The 16148-nt window shown below is 72.6% G+C and carries 13 protein-coding genes; 9 read left to right on the top strand and 4 right to left on the bottom strand.

All coding sequences use genetic code 11. The features are described 5' to 3' along the window. Nucleotides 1–391: 391 nt before the first annotated feature. Nucleotides 392–1483 carry a LacI family DNA-binding transcriptional regulator gene (locus IG62_RS0139470; RefSeq protein ID WP_030815604.1) on the bottom strand — a complete coding sequence of 364 codons (1092 nt, stop codon included), beginning with the start codon at nucleotides 1481–1483 and terminating at the stop codon, nucleotides 392–394. A 271-nt stretch (nucleotides 1484–1754) separates the two neighbouring features. On the opposite strand from IG62_RS0139470, the gene IG62_RS0139475 reads away from it, so the two are divergent. From IG62_RS0139475 to IG62_RS0139500, 6 genes are read left to right on the top strand one after another with little or no spacing between them, the layout of a single operon-like run. Further along, a complete protein-coding gene (locus tag IG62_RS0139475) occupies nucleotides 1755–3050 on the top strand; it encodes an ABC transporter substrate-binding protein (protein WP_030815606.1) in 1296 nt (431 codons plus the stop codon). Further along, nucleotides 2956–3933 (top strand): carbohydrate ABC transporter permease, encoded by a 978-nt coding sequence (locus IG62_RS0139480; protein WP_078872512.1) that lies wholly within the window; start codon nucleotides 2956–2958, stop codon nucleotides 3931–3933. The genes IG62_RS0139475 and IG62_RS0139480 overlap by 95 nt, the downstream gene beginning before the upstream one ends. Then, nucleotides 3930–4793, top strand: coding sequence for a carbohydrate ABC transporter permease (locus IG62_RS0139485; RefSeq protein ID WP_030815611.1), 864 nt, complete (start codon nucleotides 3930–3932; stop codon nucleotides 4791–4793). Before IG62_RS0139480 ends, IG62_RS0139485 begins: the two co-directional genes overlap by 4 nt. 50 nt (nucleotides 4794–4843) lie before the next feature. After that, nucleotides 4844–6151 carry a glycoside hydrolase 5 family protein gene (locus tag IG62_RS0139490; protein ID WP_037840425.1) on the top strand — a complete coding sequence of 436 codons (1308 nt, stop codon included), beginning with the start codon at nucleotides 4844–4846 and terminating at the stop codon, nucleotides 6149–6151. Further along, a complete protein-coding gene (locus IG62_RS0139495; protein WP_030815617.1) occupies nucleotides 6148–8232 on the top strand; it encodes an endo-beta-N-acetylglucosaminidase in 2085 nt (694 codons plus the stop codon). Before IG62_RS0139490 ends, IG62_RS0139495 begins: the two co-directional genes overlap by 4 nt. Before the next feature lie 53 nt (nucleotides 8233–8285). Beyond that, nucleotides 8286–11330 (top strand): alpha-mannosidase, encoded by a 3045-nt coding sequence (locus IG62_RS0139500; RefSeq protein ID WP_030815621.1) that lies wholly within the window; start codon nucleotides 8286–8288, stop codon nucleotides 11328–11330. Nucleotides 11331–11354: 24 nt separating this feature from the next. On the opposite strand, the gene IG62_RS0139505 is transcribed toward IG62_RS0139500, so the two are convergent. Next, nucleotides 11355–11627, bottom strand: coding sequence for a hypothetical protein (locus tag IG62_RS0139505; protein ID WP_030815624.1), 273 nt, complete (start codon nucleotides 11625–11627; stop codon nucleotides 11355–11357). Between the two features lie 229 nt (nucleotides 11628–11856). Here IG62_RS0139505 and IG62_RS0139510 point away from each other — a divergent pair, with 229 nt between their 5' ends. From IG62_RS0139510 to IG62_RS0139520, 3 genes are all read left to right on the top strand, one after another. After that, entirely contained in the window at nucleotides 11857–12882 is a 1026-nt protein-coding gene (locus IG62_RS0139510) for an alpha/beta hydrolase (protein ID WP_030815627.1), read from the top strand. A 75-nt stretch (nucleotides 12883–12957) separates the two neighbouring features. Continuing rightward, nucleotides 12958–13152 carry an antitoxin gene (locus IG62_RS0139515; protein ID WP_030815631.1) on the top strand — a complete coding sequence of 65 codons (195 nt, stop codon included), beginning with the start codon at nucleotides 12958–12960 and terminating at the stop codon, nucleotides 13150–13152. Between the two features lie 56 nt (nucleotides 13153–13208). Next, nucleotides 13209–13787, top strand: a complete 579-nt coding sequence (locus tag IG62_RS0139520; RefSeq protein WP_030815634.1) for a GNAT family N-acetyltransferase — start codon at nucleotides 13209–13211, stop codon at nucleotides 13785–13787. Between the two features lie 80 nt (nucleotides 13788–13867). On the opposite strand, the gene IG62_RS0139525 is transcribed toward IG62_RS0139520, so the two are convergent. Continuing rightward, entirely contained in the window at nucleotides 13868–14071 is a 204-nt protein-coding gene (locus tag IG62_RS0139525; RefSeq protein WP_030416471.1) for a cold-shock protein, read from the bottom strand. A 316-nt stretch (nucleotides 14072–14387) separates the two neighbouring features. Beyond that, nucleotides 14388–15746: a D-alanyl-D-alanine carboxypeptidase family protein gene (locus IG62_RS0139530; RefSeq protein ID WP_078872513.1), complete on the bottom strand. Its 1359-nt coding sequence runs from the start codon at nucleotides 15744–15746 to the stop codon at nucleotides 14388–14390. Nucleotides 15747–16148: the final 402 nt, after the last annotated feature.

Genomic DNA, 16148 nt, shown 5'->3' on the forward strand with positions numbered 1-16148 from the left:
GGGTGCGGTGACGGGCCTGCGGGGCCGGTGTTTGGGACTGCTGTCGCTTTACGTCCCAAACACCGGCCCCTCCGGCCCGTCCCCTCCCGTTGGGGGAGTAGGAAGAGGTGGGTGGGGGTGGGCGTTGGGGGTATCAGGGGCCCTTGGAACCCGTAGGGGACGGTCGAACAGATCCCGTAAGGGTCGCGAGGGCCCCCTGCGGGGCCACAACCGGACACGCGGGCGGAGCTATTCCCGCTGACCAGCGACGTCAGGTGTACGCGTACGCGGCGCCGCAAAGCGCAACGGCGAGACGCCCCGCGGCGGAACAGACAAGTACGTGCGGGGCGACGCAAAGCGCAACGGCGAGCAACAACCGCGGCGGGACGGACAAGTACGTGGGGGGCCACCCTCACCCGCAGGGGCCCGTGCTCTCGCGGGCCTCCAGGTGGGGTAGTTCGCCCTGGACGGTGCGCGGCGGGCCGCCGTCGAGGACGGTGAGGAGCTCCTGGGCGGCGAGCCGGCCGAAGCCGGGGGTGTCGCGGACCAGCGCGGTCAGGCGGGGGTGGGTGACCCGGCAGAGCGCCGAGTCGTCCCAGGCCACGATCGACAGCGCGGCAGGGACGGGGATGCCGCGCTCGGCGGCCACCGAGGCGCCGGCCACCGCCATCACGTCGTTGTCGTAGATGATCGCGGTGGGTGGCCGGGCGTCGTCCAGGATGCGGCGGGTGGCCTCGGCCCCCTCCGCGTCGGAGTAGTCGGTGGTCACCGAGCGGACCTGCCGCTCGGTGAGGCCGCGGAGCGCCGCCTCGGTGCGCAGCGAGCGGATCCGGCGGGCGGTGTGGGCGAGGCCGGGCAGGCCCGCGACGTGCACGATCCGGCGGTGGCCGAGGCCGTGAAGGTGGTCCAGGACGCGGGCCATGGCCCTGGCGTCGTCGGCCCAGACCGTGGGAAGCAGCGGTGGCCGCGCGGCGTCCGGCTCCTGGTCCGACGGTGCGGGGCCGGCCGGGCCGCCGATGGCGACGGCGGGCAGGCCGAGCGTGGCGAGGAGTTCCGGGCGGGGGTCCTCGGTGCGGGGGTCGACGACGAGGACGCCGTCCACCCGGCGCTCGGCCCACCAGCGGCGGTAGAGCGCGCACTCGGTGTCGAGGTCCTCAACGACCTGGAAGAGCAGGGCGACCTTCCGGGCCGAGAGCACTTCCTGGATGCCGGAGACGAGCTGCAGGAAGAAGGATTCGACGCCCAGGGTGCGGGCGTGGCGGGCGAGAACGAGCCCGAGGGCGCCGGCGCGTTCGCCGGAGAGGGCGCGGGCGGCGCTGTTGGCCTGCCAGCCGAGTTCCTCGGCGACCCGGCGGACCCGGGCGCGGGTGTCGTCGGAGACGCCCGGCCGGTCGTTGAGCGCGAAGGAGACGGCGCTCTCCGAGACCCCGGCCCGGCGGGCGATGTCCTTGATCGTGGGCCGGCGCGCCGGCCTGCGGCGGGCGGCCTCACCGGGCGCTGTCATGGCGGGCTCTCCTCGTGCTGAACCGCATTAGTGCGGCTCAGTCTGATCAGCTGGGGACGGCGTGTCAAACGTGTACCGAACCCCTCGGCACGCCTTTCGAAGTCCCGTCCGCGGCACGGGTGTTGACACTCACTAAAGCGCATTAGTAGCGTCTGCCGCGTTGTCGCCCGAGGTCCTGCGGAATACCCGCCGAAACGGCCTGGAACGCTCTCTCCCGGGGCCGGTGCGCGGCATTTCCCGCGGTCTGGTCCGAGCAGAGGAGCCGCCAGCCATGCGCAGAGTTACCGTTCCCCGCCGAGCCGGTGCCGCGGCCGTGGCGCTGGCCGTATCGGCGCTCACGCTGACCGCCTGTGGATCCGGCGGCGGAGCCGGGGACGACGTCTCGGGGAAGGTCGAGGGCCAGGTCACCTTCCAGACCTGGAACCTCAAGGCGAATTTCAAGGATTACTTCGAGGGGCTCATCAAGGACTTCGAGAGGAAGTATCCGGATGCCCGGGTGAAGTGGATCGACCAGCCGGCCGAGGGTTATCCGGAGAAGCTCAGTGCGGACGCGGCCGGCGGCACCCTGCCCGACGTGGTGAACGTATCGCCGGATCTCGCGTATCCGCTGGCGAAGGCCGGGCTCGCCCTCGATCTGGAAAAGGCCGCCGGGAAATACCGCGGCGAATATCTCGACGGGGCCTGGAAGAGCCATGAGATGCCGGGCCTGCCGGGCGTCTACGCCTTCCCCTGGTATCTGAACACCGGGCCGATGTTCTACAACAAGGAGCTCTTCAGGAAGGCCGGACTGGACCCGGACAAACCGCCGACCACCTACGACCAGCTCTTCACGGACGCGGTGGCGATGGCGAAGAAGAGCGGCCGGAAGATAGCGATGCTCGCCGGCACCCCGTCGATCGAGGACTTCGGCCGGTACGGCGTACGACTGATGAACGCCCGGGGCACCGAGTTCACCTTCAACGAGCCCAAGGGCGTCGAACTGCTCCGGCACTACAAGGAGTTGTACGCGGCCGGGGCGCTGGACTCCCAGGCGCTGACCGCACAGGCCGAGTCGGCGGGGCGGAAGTTCGAGCAGCAGTCCGTCGCCATGAACCCGGGCAGCGCGCTCGATCTGCAGAACTTCAAGAAGGACGCGCCGAGCCTGTACCGGCACATCGGCATCACCGACGCGGTCAACAACACCGGTAAGGCCAATATGTACGTCCAGGGCGTGATGGTGAACGCGCGGAGCGAGGTGAAGCCGGCGGCGGTGGCCTTCGCGCACTTCGTCACCGACAAGAAGAACCAGATGGCGTTCGCCAAGGAAGTCACGATCTTCCCGAGCACCAAGGGCTCGCTGGACGATCCGTACTTCACCAAGGAGGACGGCACCGATGCGACCCGGGTGCGGGTGGCCTCGGCCAAGTCACTGAAGACCGCGGTGAATTACACCCCGGTACTGCTGAGCGACCAGATGAAGACCGTGCTGCGCAATGCGGTCGCCCGGGCCGTGCAGGGCAAGCAGTCGCCCAAGGAGGCGCTGGACGGTGCGGCCGCCGAGTGCAATCGCCTGCTCAAGACCGGCTGAGCCCGAGGCCGCCGTGAAAAGGCACCATTGTGCGAGTCCCTGGCTGTTCCTCGCCCCCGGACTGCTGATCGCCCTCGCCTTCGGCCTGTATCCGTTCCTCAGCACGGTGGCGCATTCCTTCACCGATGCCCGCACGCTCACCGCCGGGCAGTTCGTCGGGGGCGCGAATTACCGCGAGCTGATCCACGACGCGATGTTCTGGACCGGGCTGCGCAACAGCGTGCTGTACGTCCTCGGGGTCGTACCGCTGCTGGTGATCCTGCCGCTGCTGCTGGCGATGCTGGTGCAGCGGCGGATTCCCGGGATCGCCTTCTTCCGGGCCGCGTTCTACACCCCGGTGGTCGCCTCGGTCGTGGTGGTGTCGCTGATCTGGGTGTGGCTGCTGGACGACCGAGGGCTGATCAACGCGCTGCTGGAGGGTCTGGGCTTCGGGACCGTCGGGTTCCTCAGCGATCCGTGGCTGCTGCTGCTCAGCGCCATGGCGGTCACCGTCTGGAAGGGCCTCGGCTACTACATGATCATTTATCTGGCGGCGCTGGCCAACGTCCCCGGGGAGCTGCACGAGGCCTGTGCGGTCGACGGGGCCGGTGCGGTGCGCCGCTTCCTGACCGTGACGGTGCCGGCGCTGCGTTCCACGATGGTGCTGGTGGCGGCGCTCTCGTCGGTCAGCGCGTTCAAGGTGTTCTCCGAGGTCTATCTGATGGCCGGCCCGACCGGCGGGCCCGGCGGCGAGGACACCACGCTGGTGATGCTCGTCCAGCAGGCCGGCACCGGCCTGTCCGGCCGGGTCGGCTATGCCTCGGCGCTGTCCGTCGTGGTCTTCGTGATCACCCTGGGCCTGATGCTGCTGGTGCTGCGCGCGAACCGCAAGGAGGAGGCATGAGCGCGACCGCGCCGCGGTACGGGCGCGCCGGGCGGCGGCCGTCGCGGTGGCAGCTGGCGCTGCGCTACGCCCTGCTGCTCGCCGTACTGGCGCTGACCGTCGGGCCGTTCCTCTGGCAGCTGTCCACCTCCCTCAAGGGCCCCGGTGAGGACATCTACCGCTATCCGCCGAGCCTGGTCCCGCATCAGGTGACGCTGGCGAACTACGCGGGTGTGGCCCGGATCATCCCGGTCTGGGACTTCGCCCTGAACTCCCTGAAGGTCGCCACCACCAATGTGCTCACCAACTGCGCGGGCGCGGCGCTCGCCGGCTATGCCCTCGCCCGGCTGCGTTTCCGGGGCCGCCGGATGGCGCTGGTGGTCTTCCTGATGGCGATGCTGGTCCCGGTCGAGAGCATCATGATCGCCCAGTTCTTGACGATGCGGATGCTGCAGCTCAACAACACCCTGCTCGGGGTGGTGCTGCCGGGCTGCGTCGGCGCGATGAACGTGCTGCTGATGCGTAATGCCTTCGCGGCGCTGCCGTACGAGGTGGAGGAGGCGGCGTTCGTCGACGGCGCCAACGCCTGGCAGCGGTTCGTGCGGATCGCGCTGCCGTCGGTGCGGGGCACCCTCGCGGTGGTGGCGATCTTCGCCTTCATGGGGGCCTGGGACGACTTCCTGTGGCCGCTGATCGTGCTGAGCGACCAGTCGAAGTTCACCCTGACCATCGGCCTGAACTTCCTGCACGGCACCTTCGCCGACAACCAGCGGCTGGTGGCGGCCGGCACCGTCATCGCCGTGCTCCCGCTGATCGTGCTCTTCGCCTGCCTCCAGCGCTCCTTCTTCCGCGGTGTCGGCGAGGGCGCCGTCAAGGGCTGAGCCCGGAAACGGCCAGCCGTACCCCGCCGCCTCGACCCCACAGGAGTCCCATGCGATTCGGCGTCAACTACACACCCACCCAGGGCTGGTTCCACCACTGGCTGGACTTCGACCTCGACGCGGTGCGCGCGGACCTCGACTCCGTCGCCGCGCTCGGCCTGGACCACGTCCGGGTCTTCCCGCTCTGGCCGCTGTTCCAGCCGAACCGGACGCTGATCCGGCCGCGCGCCGTGGAGCAGCTGGTGCGGCTCGCGGACGCGGCGGCCGAGCGGGGGCTCGATGTCGCCGTCGACGGGCTGCAGGGGCATCTGTCGAGCTTCGACTTCCTGCCCGCCTGGACGCGGACCTGGCACCGCCGCAACCTCTTCACCGACCCGGAGGTACTGGCGGGCCAGGAGGAGTACCTGCGCACGCTGGCGGCCGCGCTCGCCGACCGCCCCCACTTCCTCGGGATGACCCTGGGCAACGAGATCAACCAGTTCTCCGACGGCCCGCACCCGGACCCGGACCGCCTCACCGGCACGGAGGCCGCGGCCTGGCTGGAGCGGATGCTGGCGGCCTGCGAGCGCGGCGCGCCGGGCCGGATGCATCTGCACGCCGCGTACGACGCCGCCTGGTACCGCGACGGCCATCCGTTCACCCCGGCGCAGGCGGCCCGGCTGGGTGCCGTGACGGCCGTGCACTCCTGGGTGTTCAACGGCACCGCGCAGCGCCACGGGCCGGGGGGCACCGCCACCGAGCAGCACGCCGCCTATCTCGTCGAGCTCTCCAAGGCGTGGGCGAGCGACCCGCACCGCCCGGTGTGGCTCCAGGAGGTCGGCGCGCCGGCACCGCACATCCCCGCGGAGCGGGCGGCGCACTTCACCGCGGCGACCGTCGCGGCCGTCCTGGACTGCCCGGACCTGTGGGGCGTCACCTGGTGGTGTTCGCACGACGTGTCCCGGTCGCTGGCGGACTTCCCGGAGCTGGAGTACGGGCTCGGGCTGCTGGGCACCGACCGTACGGTCAAGCCGGCCGGGCGGGCGCTGGCGGCGCTGGCCGCCGAGTGGCGCGGACGGGAGCACCGGCCGCCGGTGCGGAGCTGCGCGCTGGTCGTGGACGTGGGCGGGGCCGACACGGCGCCGCACCGGTCGGTCTGTGCGCCCGGCGGACCGGTCTTCGAGGCCTGGGCGGAGCTGGCCGCCCAGGGCGCCCGCCCGGCTCTCGTACTGGCCGAACTCGCCGAGGACCGGGAGCATTTGGCGTCCCGCGGCATCACCGAGGTCGTGTCGCCCGGCGAGGTGCGCGCAGCCGGCGGCCCGGCCCGCGCCGCGCGTCGCCGGCCGCCGTCCGTTCCCTACCGGAGGAGCACCTCATGACCCACCGCCCGCGGCCCGTCCCCCGCCGTCGTGTGCTGCTGGCCGGGGCGGGCGCCGCGGCCGCCCTGTTCGGCCCGCCCGTCACGGGCGGTGCGGCGGCCGCCGGCCGGCACCGCACCGCGGACCCGCTCCAGCCGTACGCGTCGTACTGGTTCCCCGACTCGACTCCGGAGGGCACGCCCGGGGACGGCGTGGTGTGGCGCAGCCTCGCGGCGTGGACGCCCGGGTCCGACCGGGACCTGCCGTTCAACACGGCGACGGTGCCGCTCGCCGAGCGGTTCACGCCGGTGCCGGCGAACACCTCGGCCCGTGCCGGACAGGCCCGGATCAGCGCCCTGGTGGCCTTCGGCCCCACCGCGGGCAATCCCTCGCAGGGCTCGGCGAGCGCGGACACGTACGCGCCGACGCACTGGGCGTACCTCGACGAGCTGGTCTTCTGGGGCGGTTCGTCCGGCGAGGGCCTGATCCTCGCGCCGAACGCCCCGGTCGTGGACGCCGCGCACCGCAACGGCGTGCCCGTCCTGGGCACCGTCTTCCTGCCGCCGGCCGCCTACGGCGGGCAGCTGCGCTGGACCCGCGACCTGGTGCGCAAGGACGCCGCCGGCCGCTTCCCGCTCGCCGCGAAGCTGGCGCGGGTGGCCGCGGCGTACGGCTTCGACGGCTGGTTCGTCAACGCGGAGACCGGCGGCGGGGATGCCGCGCTCGCCGCCGACATGCGGGGATTCCTGCGGGCGCTGCGCGCGGCGGGCGCCCGGCACGGGCTGCGCGTCACGTGGTACGACGCGATGAACCGGACCGGGCAGGTCGGCTGGCAGGGTGCGCTGAACGACCTCAACCGGCCGTTCTTCCAGGATGCCGCCGGGCCGGTCGCCGACTCGATGTTCGTCGACTTCCGCTGGACCGCCCGGTCGCTCGCGGACTCGGGCCGTCTCGCCGGTCAACTGGGCCGCAGCCGTTACGAGTTGTGGGCCGGGATCGATGTCGAGTCGGCCGGCTGGGACACCCGCACGGACTGGGACGCGATCGTCCCGGCCGGGCGCGACCACGTCGTCTCGTACGGCTTCTACCGTCCGGAGTGGACGCTGACGCATCTGCCGGAGGGGCGCACGCCCGGTGAGTTCCATGCCGCGGACGACCGGTTCTGGTCGGGCGAGGCCCTGGATCCGACCGTGCCGGGCGGTGCGGGGGACGGCTGGCGGGCGCCCGCCGCCGTGGTCGCGGACCGGTCGGTGCTGACCGCGCTGCCGTTCGCCACCACCTTCAACACCGGGCACGGGCTGCGCTGGTACGAGGACGGCCGTGTGGTCTCGGACGCGCCCTGGAGCCATCTCGGGTTGCAGGACGTGCTGCCGCCGCGGCGCTGGGCGGTGCGCACCGCGGGCGCCCGCCCGGAGGTCTCGCTGGACTTCGCCGCGGCCTGGCGCGGCGGCAGCAGTCTGCTGGTGCGCGGTGCGGCGGGCGCCCCGGCGACGCTGGACCTGTTCCCCGCGCGGCTGCCGGCCGGTGCCAAGACGGTGGTCGGCCTCGCCCATCGCCTCGATCCGTCGTCGGGGCCGGTGACCGTCGAGGTGGCGGTGGCGCTGCGGGAGGCGCCGGCCCCGGGCGAGCCCGCTCCGTACGCCTTCCTGCCGGTGGGCACGCTGGAGCCGGGCGGCGGCTGGCGCTCCGACACCGTGCGGCTCGGTTCGCTGGTCCCGGGGACGGTCCGTGCGCTGGGGGTGCGGCTGACCGGCCGCGGCGGTGGTGCGGTGGCCTGGCGGCTGGGGGCGCTGGCGGTCCATGACCGCGCCGGGGCGCCGGCCGCGCCCGCCGGGCTGCGGGTCACCGACCGTGCCACCGCGGACGGGTCGGTCGACCTGCGGCTGCGCTGGGAGCGGGCCGCCGGGCCGGTGCGCCACTACGAGCTCCACCGTCAACTCCCGGACGGCACACGGACATTCCTCGGTGGCACCTGTGGTACGGCGTACTACGTCCGCGGGCTGCGGCGGGCCGCGGACGAGCCGGCCGCCCGGCTGGAGGTGCGGGCGGTGCACGAACTGTTCACGGGCTCGGCGCCCGCCCGCACCGACGTCCCCTGGTGACCGTCCGTCTTCCTGCCGAACTTCCTCGACGTCTCGACGCTACGGAGCCCTGCATGCATGACGATCGCGCACTGGTCGAAGCCCGGCTCAAGCGGGTCCTGGACGAGCGCATCCGGCCGGCGCTCTACCCGGAGTCGGTCCCCCTGGAGGTCGCGGCCTGGGTCGCGCCCGGTGAGCCGGTGCCCGTGGCGGAGGGCCTGGCCGCCGAGCACACGCCGATGAGAGTGGGTGATGCCTGGGGCGCGCCGTGGGGTACGACCTGGTTCCGGGTCCGCGGGCAGGTGCCGGCCGAGTGGGCCGGGCGCACCGTGGAGGCGGTGCTGGACCTGGGCTTCGACGAGCGGATGCCGGGGTTCCAGTGTGAGGCGCTGGTCCACCGGCCGGACGGCAGCCCGGTCAAGGCGCTCAACCCGCGGAACCAGTGGGTGCGGGTGGGGGCGCCGGTGCGCGGCGGGGAACGCGTCGAATGGCATCTGGAGGCCGCTTCCAACCCGGTGATCCTGGATGTGCATCCGTTCCTGCCCACGCCGCTGGGCGACCGGGAGACCGCGGGCAGTGCGCCGCAGTACCGGCTGGTGCGGATGGACCTGGCGGTGTTCGACACCGAGGTGTGGGAGCTCGTGCAGGACCTGGAGGTGCTGGACGAGCTGATGGCGGAGCTCCCGGTGGACGGTCCACGGCGCTGGGAGGTGCTGCGGGCGGTCGGCCGGGCGCTGGACGCGGTGGATCTGCAGCAGGTCAACGCGACGGCCGGGGCAGCCCGTTCGGAGCTGCGGGAGGTGCTGGCGGCGCCCGCGGGGGCCTCGGCGCACCGGATCAGCGCGGTGGGGCACGCCCACATCGACTCGGCGTGGCTGTGGCCGCTGCGCGAGACGGTCCGGAAGGTGGCGCGGACCACGTCGAACATGACGGCGCTGCTGGAGGACGAGCCGGAGTTCGTCTACGCCATGTCGCAGGCGCAGCAGTACGCGTGGATCAAGGAGCACCGGCCGGAGGTCTACGCCCGGGTCAAGGAGGCGGTCGCGGAGGGCCGGTTCGTGCCGGCGGGCGGCATGTGGGTGGAGTCGGACACCAACATGCCGGGGTCCGAGGCGATGGCCCGGCAGTTCGTGCACGGCAAGCGGTTCTTCCTGGAGGAGTTCGGCGTCGAGAACGAGGAGGCGTGGCTGCCGGACACCTTCGGGTTCGCCGCCGGCCTGCCCCAGATCATCCGGGCGGCGGGCGCGAAGTGGCTGCTGACCCAGAAGATCTCCTGGAGCCAGGTCAACTCCTTCCCGCACCACACCTTCCGCTGGGAGGGCATCGACGGCACCCGGATCTTCACCCACTTCCCGCCGGTGGACACCTACAACTGCCAGCTCTCGGGTGGTGAACTCGCCCACGCCGTACGGAACTTCAAGGACAAGGGGGTGGCCCGGCACTCGCTGGCGCCGACCGGCTGGGGCGACGGGGGCGGCGGCACCACTCGCGAGATGGTCGCCAAGGCCCGGCGGCTGCGCGATCTGGACGGGTCGCCGACGGTGGTGTGGGAGAAGCCCGCGGACTTCTTCGCGCGGGCGGAGGCGGAGTACCCGCAGGCGCCGGTATGGGTGGGCGAGCTGTACCTGGAGCTGCACCGCGGGACCCTGACCAGCCAGGCGAGGACGAAACGCGGCAACCGGCGCAGCGAGCAGCTGTTGCGGGAGGCGGAGCTCTGGTCGGCGACCGCCGCGGTGAGGTGCGGGCACCCGTATCCGTACGAGGAGTTGGACCGCCTCTGGAAGACGGTGCTGCTCCACCAGTTCCACGACATCCTGCCCGGTTCGTCGATCGCCTGGGTGCATCGGGAGGCGGCGGCGACGTACGCGGCGGTCGCCGCCGAGCTGGAGGGGCTGATCGCGGGCGCACTCGCGGCGCTGGCCGGCCGCGGGGACACCGGCCTGGTGGCGAACTCCGCGCCGCACGCCCGGGGTGGGGTGGCGGCCGGTGCGCTGGCACCGCCGGTGGCCGAGGGCCCGGAGGTGTCCGTCGCACCCCGCGACGACGGCGGTTTCACGCTCACCAACGGTCTGCTGCGGATCGGGATCGACGGCCGCGGGCTGGTGGTCTCCGCGTACGACCTGGTGGCCGGCCGCGAGACGGTGGCTCCCGGGGCGGCGGCGAACCTGCTGCAGATCCATCCCGACTTCCCCAACATGTGGGACGCCTGGGACGTGGACGCGTTCTACCGCGATGTGGTCACCGACCTGACGGACGCGGACGAGGTGGTCCTCGGTGCGGTGGGCCCGGACGCCGCGACGGTGCGGGTGTCCCGTACGTTCGGGGACTCGCGGGTGGCGCAGTCGCTGACGCTGGCGCGCGGGCAGCGGCGGCTGGACGTCGACACCGAGGTCGACTGGCACGAGACGGAGAAGTTCCTCAAGGCCGCGTTCCCGCTGGACGTGCACGCCGAGCGGTACGCCGCGGAGACCCAGTTCGGGCACCTGTACCGGCCCACGCACACCAACACCAGCTGGGAGGCGGCCAAGTTCGAGGCGTGCGCGCACCGGTTCGTGCACGTCGGCGAGCCGGGCTGGGGCGTGGCGCTGGTCAATGACGCGATCTACGGCCATGACGTGACCCGTACCGTCCGGGACGACGGCGACCGCGGCACCACCACGACCGTGCGGCTGTCGCTGCTGCGCGCCCCGCGCTTCCCGGACCCGGAGACCGACCAGGGCCGGCACCGCTTCCGCTACGCACTGGTGCCCGGCGCGGGACCGGCCGACGCGGTGCGCGAGGGCCACCGCATCAATCTGCCGGAACGCCGGATCACCGGGGCGGGCGCGGTGCCGCCGCTGGTCGCCGTCGACAACGACGCGACGGTGGTGACCGCGGTGAAGCTCGCCGACGACGGGAGCGGCGATGTGGTCGTCCGCCTCCACGAGGCCCACGGCGGGCGCGCCACCTCCGTCCTCACCACCGGGTTCGAGCTGGCCGGCGCGGTCGCCACCGATCTGCTGGAGCGCCCGTGGGAGGACGGTCCGGCGCTCGACCGGGAGGGGAACTCCGTGCGGATGCGGCTGCGCCCGTTCCAGATCGTGACGCTGCGACTGCTCCGGGCGGGCGGCGCCCGGTAGCCGTTCGTCGCGGCGGGGAACGGATCAGGGCGTGTCTCCCCGATCCGGCCGCAGCAGGGAGCGGGCGCGGCCGGCCCGGGCCCCGCGGCCGGGGCCGCGGCCGTGGTCCGCCGCCGGCGCGTGCGCGGCGCCACGGCCCGGGTCCTCGGCCGGATCCAGGCCGAGCATGTCCATCAGCAACGACAGCTCCGCCGCGTCCCGCGCCCGGCCGGCCAGCGCCTTGCGGGCGAGCCGGCGTTCCTCGTCACCCGGTGTGGCGCGGGCAGGGTCCTCAGCACTGCGGTGTTCTTCGCTCACCGCTGCATTCTCGGCCGGACCGCGGTGCCGTGCCCGTCGAGCGCTCCCGGGGCGCCTGCTACGCAACCGGCCGGGGCGCGTAGGGCCGTTCGGGTGAACCGGTCCGCGCCGGGGCCCCGCACCGCATCGTCCGGCCGGCCCGGCGCGAGGGAACCCACACCACCCCTTTTCCCTCTATATGAGCACGTGCAAGGGCACGTGCCGTAGATCCACCGCCCCGGAGTCCCCGTTGAAACACCCCTACGCCGTCTCGCTCGCGGCCGCCCTCGTCGCTTCCTGCGCACTGCTCACCGGCTGCTCGGAGACCGGGCAGCCGGTCGACTTCAACGCCGGCGGCAAACCCGACGGGGCCGCGCCCGTCAAGCCCGTGGACGCGGACACCCGTATGCCGACGGGCCCGAAGAGCGACTTCCGGGTCACCCGGACACTGGACGACGGCACGCACATCGCCCGGACCACGCTCAAGGGCCGCAAGTCCGGGGTCACCGGCAGCGTCTGGGTGTGGGCGCCGAAGGAGTACCAGGACCCGAAGTACGCCAAGAGCGGATTCCCGGTGCTGATCGCCCTGCCGGGCGGGCTGGGCAGCCCGCAGGACGCCGACGGGGTCACCAACTACTGGGTCGGCGGCGACATCAAGCTCCAGGAGAACCTCACCCGGTGGACCGCGGAGGGCAAGAGCCTGCCGTTCATCGTGGTGATGCCGATGCTCAACCCGGACACCCGGTACCACGACGCCAGCGACATACCCGGCCAGCAGAAGATGGGCACCTGGCTCACGGAGGACGTGGTGGACCTGGCGAAGGCCAACTTCCGCACCTACCGGTCCCGCGACGGCTGGGCGTTCATGGGCTCGTCCTCGGGCGGCTTCGCCGGGCTGAAGTCCGTGCTGAAGCACCCCGACAAGTTCAAGGCGGCGATCGCCAGCGGACCGGACATCCTGCCGGACTCCCCGCTGTGGGCCGGGCACCCGGCGGAGCAGGACGCCAACAACCCGGAAAAGCTCGCCCGACGGCTGCTCCGGAAGGGCGGCCCGGAGGTGTACCTCGCCTTTCAGGCGGGGACCCGGGAGTCCCCAGCCGTCACCCTGCCCATCCAGAAGTTCCGCAACACCTACGGCACGGGGCCGATCCATACTTCGCTGCAGCTCATACCCGGTGGCCGGCACAACGCCTGGGACTACCAGAAGGGCATGGCCGACGGTTCCCTGAAGTTCATCAGCGACCACCTGAAGGCCCCGGTTCCGAGCCGTTCCTGACTGCGGGCGCGGATGCAGATCACCTGAGTGGGGGAGATCCTGGAGGGGCGGGGGCCGTCCCGAGGAGGTCACACCATGTCCGTGATGGACAAGCTCAAGCAGCTGCTGAAGGGGCACGAGGAGCAGGCCGGCAAGGGCGTCGACAAGGGCGGCGACATGCTCGACGAGAAGACCCAGGGCAAGTACTCCGGGCAGGTCGACACCGCACAGGACAAACTCAAGGAACAGCTCGGCCGGGACCGCGGCCAGGACCAGCCGCCGCAGACCTGATCGAACGGGTTTTCCCGAGGGCGGTGCCCGGCCGCCCTCGCCCGTACGCTGTGCGGATGATCTCCGCGTCGTCCGCCCGGCTGACCCCTGACGTCCTGCTGCGCCCCGCCACGGCCCAGGACGCCGCCGGCCTCGCCCGGGCCTACCGGCGCAGCCGGGACCATCTACGCCGCTGGGAGCCGGACCGGGACGACGCGTTCTTCACCACCGACGGCCAGGCGGCCCGGCTGCGCGGCCTGCTCGCCGAGCGGAGCGCCGGGCAGACCATGCCGTGGGTGCTGGAGCGGCGGCCGGACGACGGTGCCGGAGAGCCCGAGGTCGTCGGTGCGATCACCCTGACCGGGATCGTGCTGGGCCCGTTCCGCAGCGCCAACCTGGGCTACTGGATCGACGCGGGCCAGCTGCGCCGCGGCCTGGCCTCGGCCGCGGTGACCGCGGTCTGTGCCGCGGCCGATGCCGAGCTGGGCCTGCACCGCATACAGGCGGGCACCCTCGTCGACAACCTCGCGTCCCAGCGCACGCTGCTGAAGTGCGGTTTCACCGCGTTCGGCACGGCCGAGAACTATCTGCACATCAACGGCGCCTGGCGCGAGCACCGGCTGTTCCAGAAGATCCTCAACGACCGCCGCCCGTAAAGGCAGCGGACACCTCCGGACACGGAGGGGCGCCCGCCCCCGGACGGGAACGGGCGCGCTTGCCGCGTGCTGCGGACGGGTCAGGCCAGCCGGATCTTCTCCGCCTGCGGGCCCTTGTGGCCCTGGGTGACCTCGAAGGTCACCTTCTGGCCCTCCTGGAGCTCGCGGTAGCCGGTGGCGTCGATGTTGGAGTAGTGCGCGAAGACGTCGGCGCCGCCGCCGTCCTGGGCGATGAAGCCGAAGCCTTTCTCCGAGTTGAACCACTTCACGGTGCCGGAAGCCATATCTGTCTCCTTCGTTCAAGGGGCTCGGATCGGGTTCCGCGACTTGCGGCACCCGGAGGTGATCGCCTTGGGTCCGGAGACGCACCGCACACGCACACGCACAGCAAGAACGCCCGTGAATGCGACACGGGCGCCCGGTACTTCGGAACCACGACAGCTGTTCAGGACGCTACACCGAGCAACGCCCGGCGGGCGGCAGGTCCGTGACGGACGCGTCGCCCTTCACCGGGCCAGGGCTATCCGATGTCCTCCGTATACCTGACCTATCGGATGTGTGTGCGGGACCGGCGGGTTGGTCCGCCCGCCTGACCGCCCGTCAGGGCCCCTCCCGGTCCACAGCCGTTTCCCGCCCCGCCTCCGGGCCCGCTTCCGGACCCACCTTCGGCCACGCCTCCGGACCCGCCTTCGGGTCCTTTCCGTCCGCCGTTTCCGTGGCCGTGCACGGCTTGCGGCGCCGCCACCACAGCCCGGTGCCGAGCCCGGCGGCGGCGATCACCCCGACCGCCACGGCCGACGTCAGCAGCCACCGCCGGCGCCCCGCGCCGTCGGCGTCCCCCTGGGCACCGGCGATGTGCAGGGGCTGCAGCGATGTCGGCCGGTGGGCGACATGCCCGGCCCCGGCGTCCCGCCAGCCCGGGGCGACGCCCGGCAGCATGGCCACCGCGGCGGCCCGGGGAGCCACCTCGAAGCCCCAGTCGAGCAGCGCCCGGGTCTCCTCGTAGACCGCGTTCGAGGCGCCGGACTGCGGGTTCATCGCGGTGACCAGCAGCGTCCGGCCGTCCCGCCGGGCGGCCGCGACCAGGGTGTTGCCGGCGTGCGTCGTGTAGCCGTTCTTCACCCCGATCAGTCCCTCGTACGGGCGTACGCCGTGCGAGCCGACCAGCAGCCGGTTGGTGTTCTGGATGCCGAACGCGTCCGGGCCGCCGCCCTGCGGGAGTTGGGCACGTTTCGTGGCGGCGAACTCCGCGAAGTCGGGGTTGGTCAGCCCGGCCTGCCCGAAGAGCGACAGGTCGTAGGCGGAGGACACCTGCCCCGGGGTGTCGAAGCCGTCCGCGGACTCCACCCGGGTGTCGCGGGCGCCGAGGCGGCGCGCGGTCTCCTGCATGTCGTCGATGGTCTTGTTCCAGCCACCGTTCATGGCGGCCAGGGTGTGCACGGCGTCGCTGCCGGAGCTGAGGAAGACGCCGTGCCACAGGTCGGCGACGTGGTACGGCACCTCCTCCTGGAGCCCGGCCATCGAGCTGCCCGCCTCGATGCCGGCCAGGTCCTCCATGGAGACGGTGTGCACCGTCCCCTGGGAGAATTTCGGGAGCACGGTCAGCGCGAACAGCGTCTTGAGCGTACTGGCGGGCGGCAGCGGCCGATGGGCGTCCTTGGCGGCCAGCACCTTGCGGCTCCCCAGGTCCGTCACCATCCACGACAGCGCGGAGACCTTCGGCGGCTCCGGTACGTCCGGCCGGGCCACGAACTGCACTCCGCGCCGGTCCAGCCGGTTCCCCGCGTCGGCCGCGGGGCGGGCCGCGGCCCGCGGATCGTCGACGCCGTACGGACCATCGGCCCGCACGCTCCGGCACGCGCCGGTGGCCAGGGCCGGAGCGGGCACGGCCAGCAGTCCGGCGGCACAAACGGCCGCGACGGTCACGGCTCTGACGGGGGCCCATCTCGCGCTCGACATGAGGCCACGCTAAGAACGCCGGGGGCGCGGCGCTGGTTGGCCTACGCCATCTGGTGACCTCCCCACGTACCTGGCTGTCCCGCCGTCGGGGTTGCTCGCCGTTGCGCTTTGCGGCGCCACGCACGTACCTGGCTGTCCCGCCGTCGGGGTTGCTCGCCGTTGCGCTTTGCGGCGCCACGCACGTAGCTGGCCGTCCCGCCGTGGGGGTTGCTCGCCGTTGCGCTTTGCGGCGCCGCGTACGTACCTGGCCGTCCCGCCGCGGGGCTTGTTCGTCGTTGCGCCTGCGGCGGGCTGGGTGGGTGTTTGGGTGCGGTGACGGGCCTGCGGGGCCGGTGTTTGGGACTGCTGTCGCTTTACGTCCCAAACACCGGCCCCTCCGGCCCGTCCCCTCCCGTTGGGGGA

Source organism: Streptomyces sp. NRRL S-337 (assembly GCF_000720175.1).
Lineage (GTDB): Bacteria > Actinomycetota > Actinomycetes > Streptomycetales > Streptomycetaceae > Streptomyces > Streptomyces siderophoricus.

Coding starts and splice junctions, on each gene's coding strand:
- IG62_RS0139495 (WP_030815617.1), top strand. CDS start 6,148: ATGACCCACCGCCCGCGGCCCGTCCCCCGCCGTCGTGTGCTGCTGGCC.
- IG62_RS0139530 (WP_078872513.1), bottom strand. CDS start 15,746: ATGTCGAGCGCGAGATGGGCCCCCGTCAGAGCCGTGACCGTCGCGGCC.
- IG62_RS0139485 (WP_030815611.1), top strand. CDS start 3,930: ATGAGCGCGACCGCGCCGCGGTACGGGCGCGCCGGGCGGCGGCCGTCG.
- IG62_RS0139490 (WP_037840425.1), top strand. CDS start 4,844: ATGCGATTCGGCGTCAACTACACACCCACCCAGGGCTGGTTCCACCAC.
- IG62_RS0139480 (WP_078872512.1), top strand. CDS start 2,956: ATGCGGTCGCCCGGGCCGTGCAGGGCAAGCAGTCGCCCAAGGAGGCGC.
- IG62_RS0139515 (WP_030815631.1), top strand. CDS start 12,958: ATGTCCGTGATGGACAAGCTCAAGCAGCTGCTGAAGGGGCACGAGGAG.
- IG62_RS0139525 (WP_030416471.1), bottom strand. CDS start 14,071: ATGGCTTCCGGCACCGTGAAGTGGTTCAACTCGGAGAAAGGCTTCGGC.
- IG62_RS0139500 (WP_030815621.1), top strand. CDS start 8,286: ATGCATGACGATCGCGCACTGGTCGAAGCCCGGCTCAAGCGGGTCCTG.
- IG62_RS0139475 (WP_030815606.1), top strand. CDS start 1,755: ATGCGCAGAGTTACCGTTCCCCGCCGAGCCGGTGCCGCGGCCGTGGCG.
- IG62_RS0139470 (WP_030815604.1), bottom strand. CDS start 1,483: ATGACAGCGCCCGGTGAGGCCGCCCGCCGCAGGCCGGCGCGCCGGCCC.
- IG62_RS0139520 (WP_030815634.1), top strand. CDS start 13,209: ATGATCTCCGCGTCGTCCGCCCGGCTGACCCCTGACGTCCTGCTGCGC.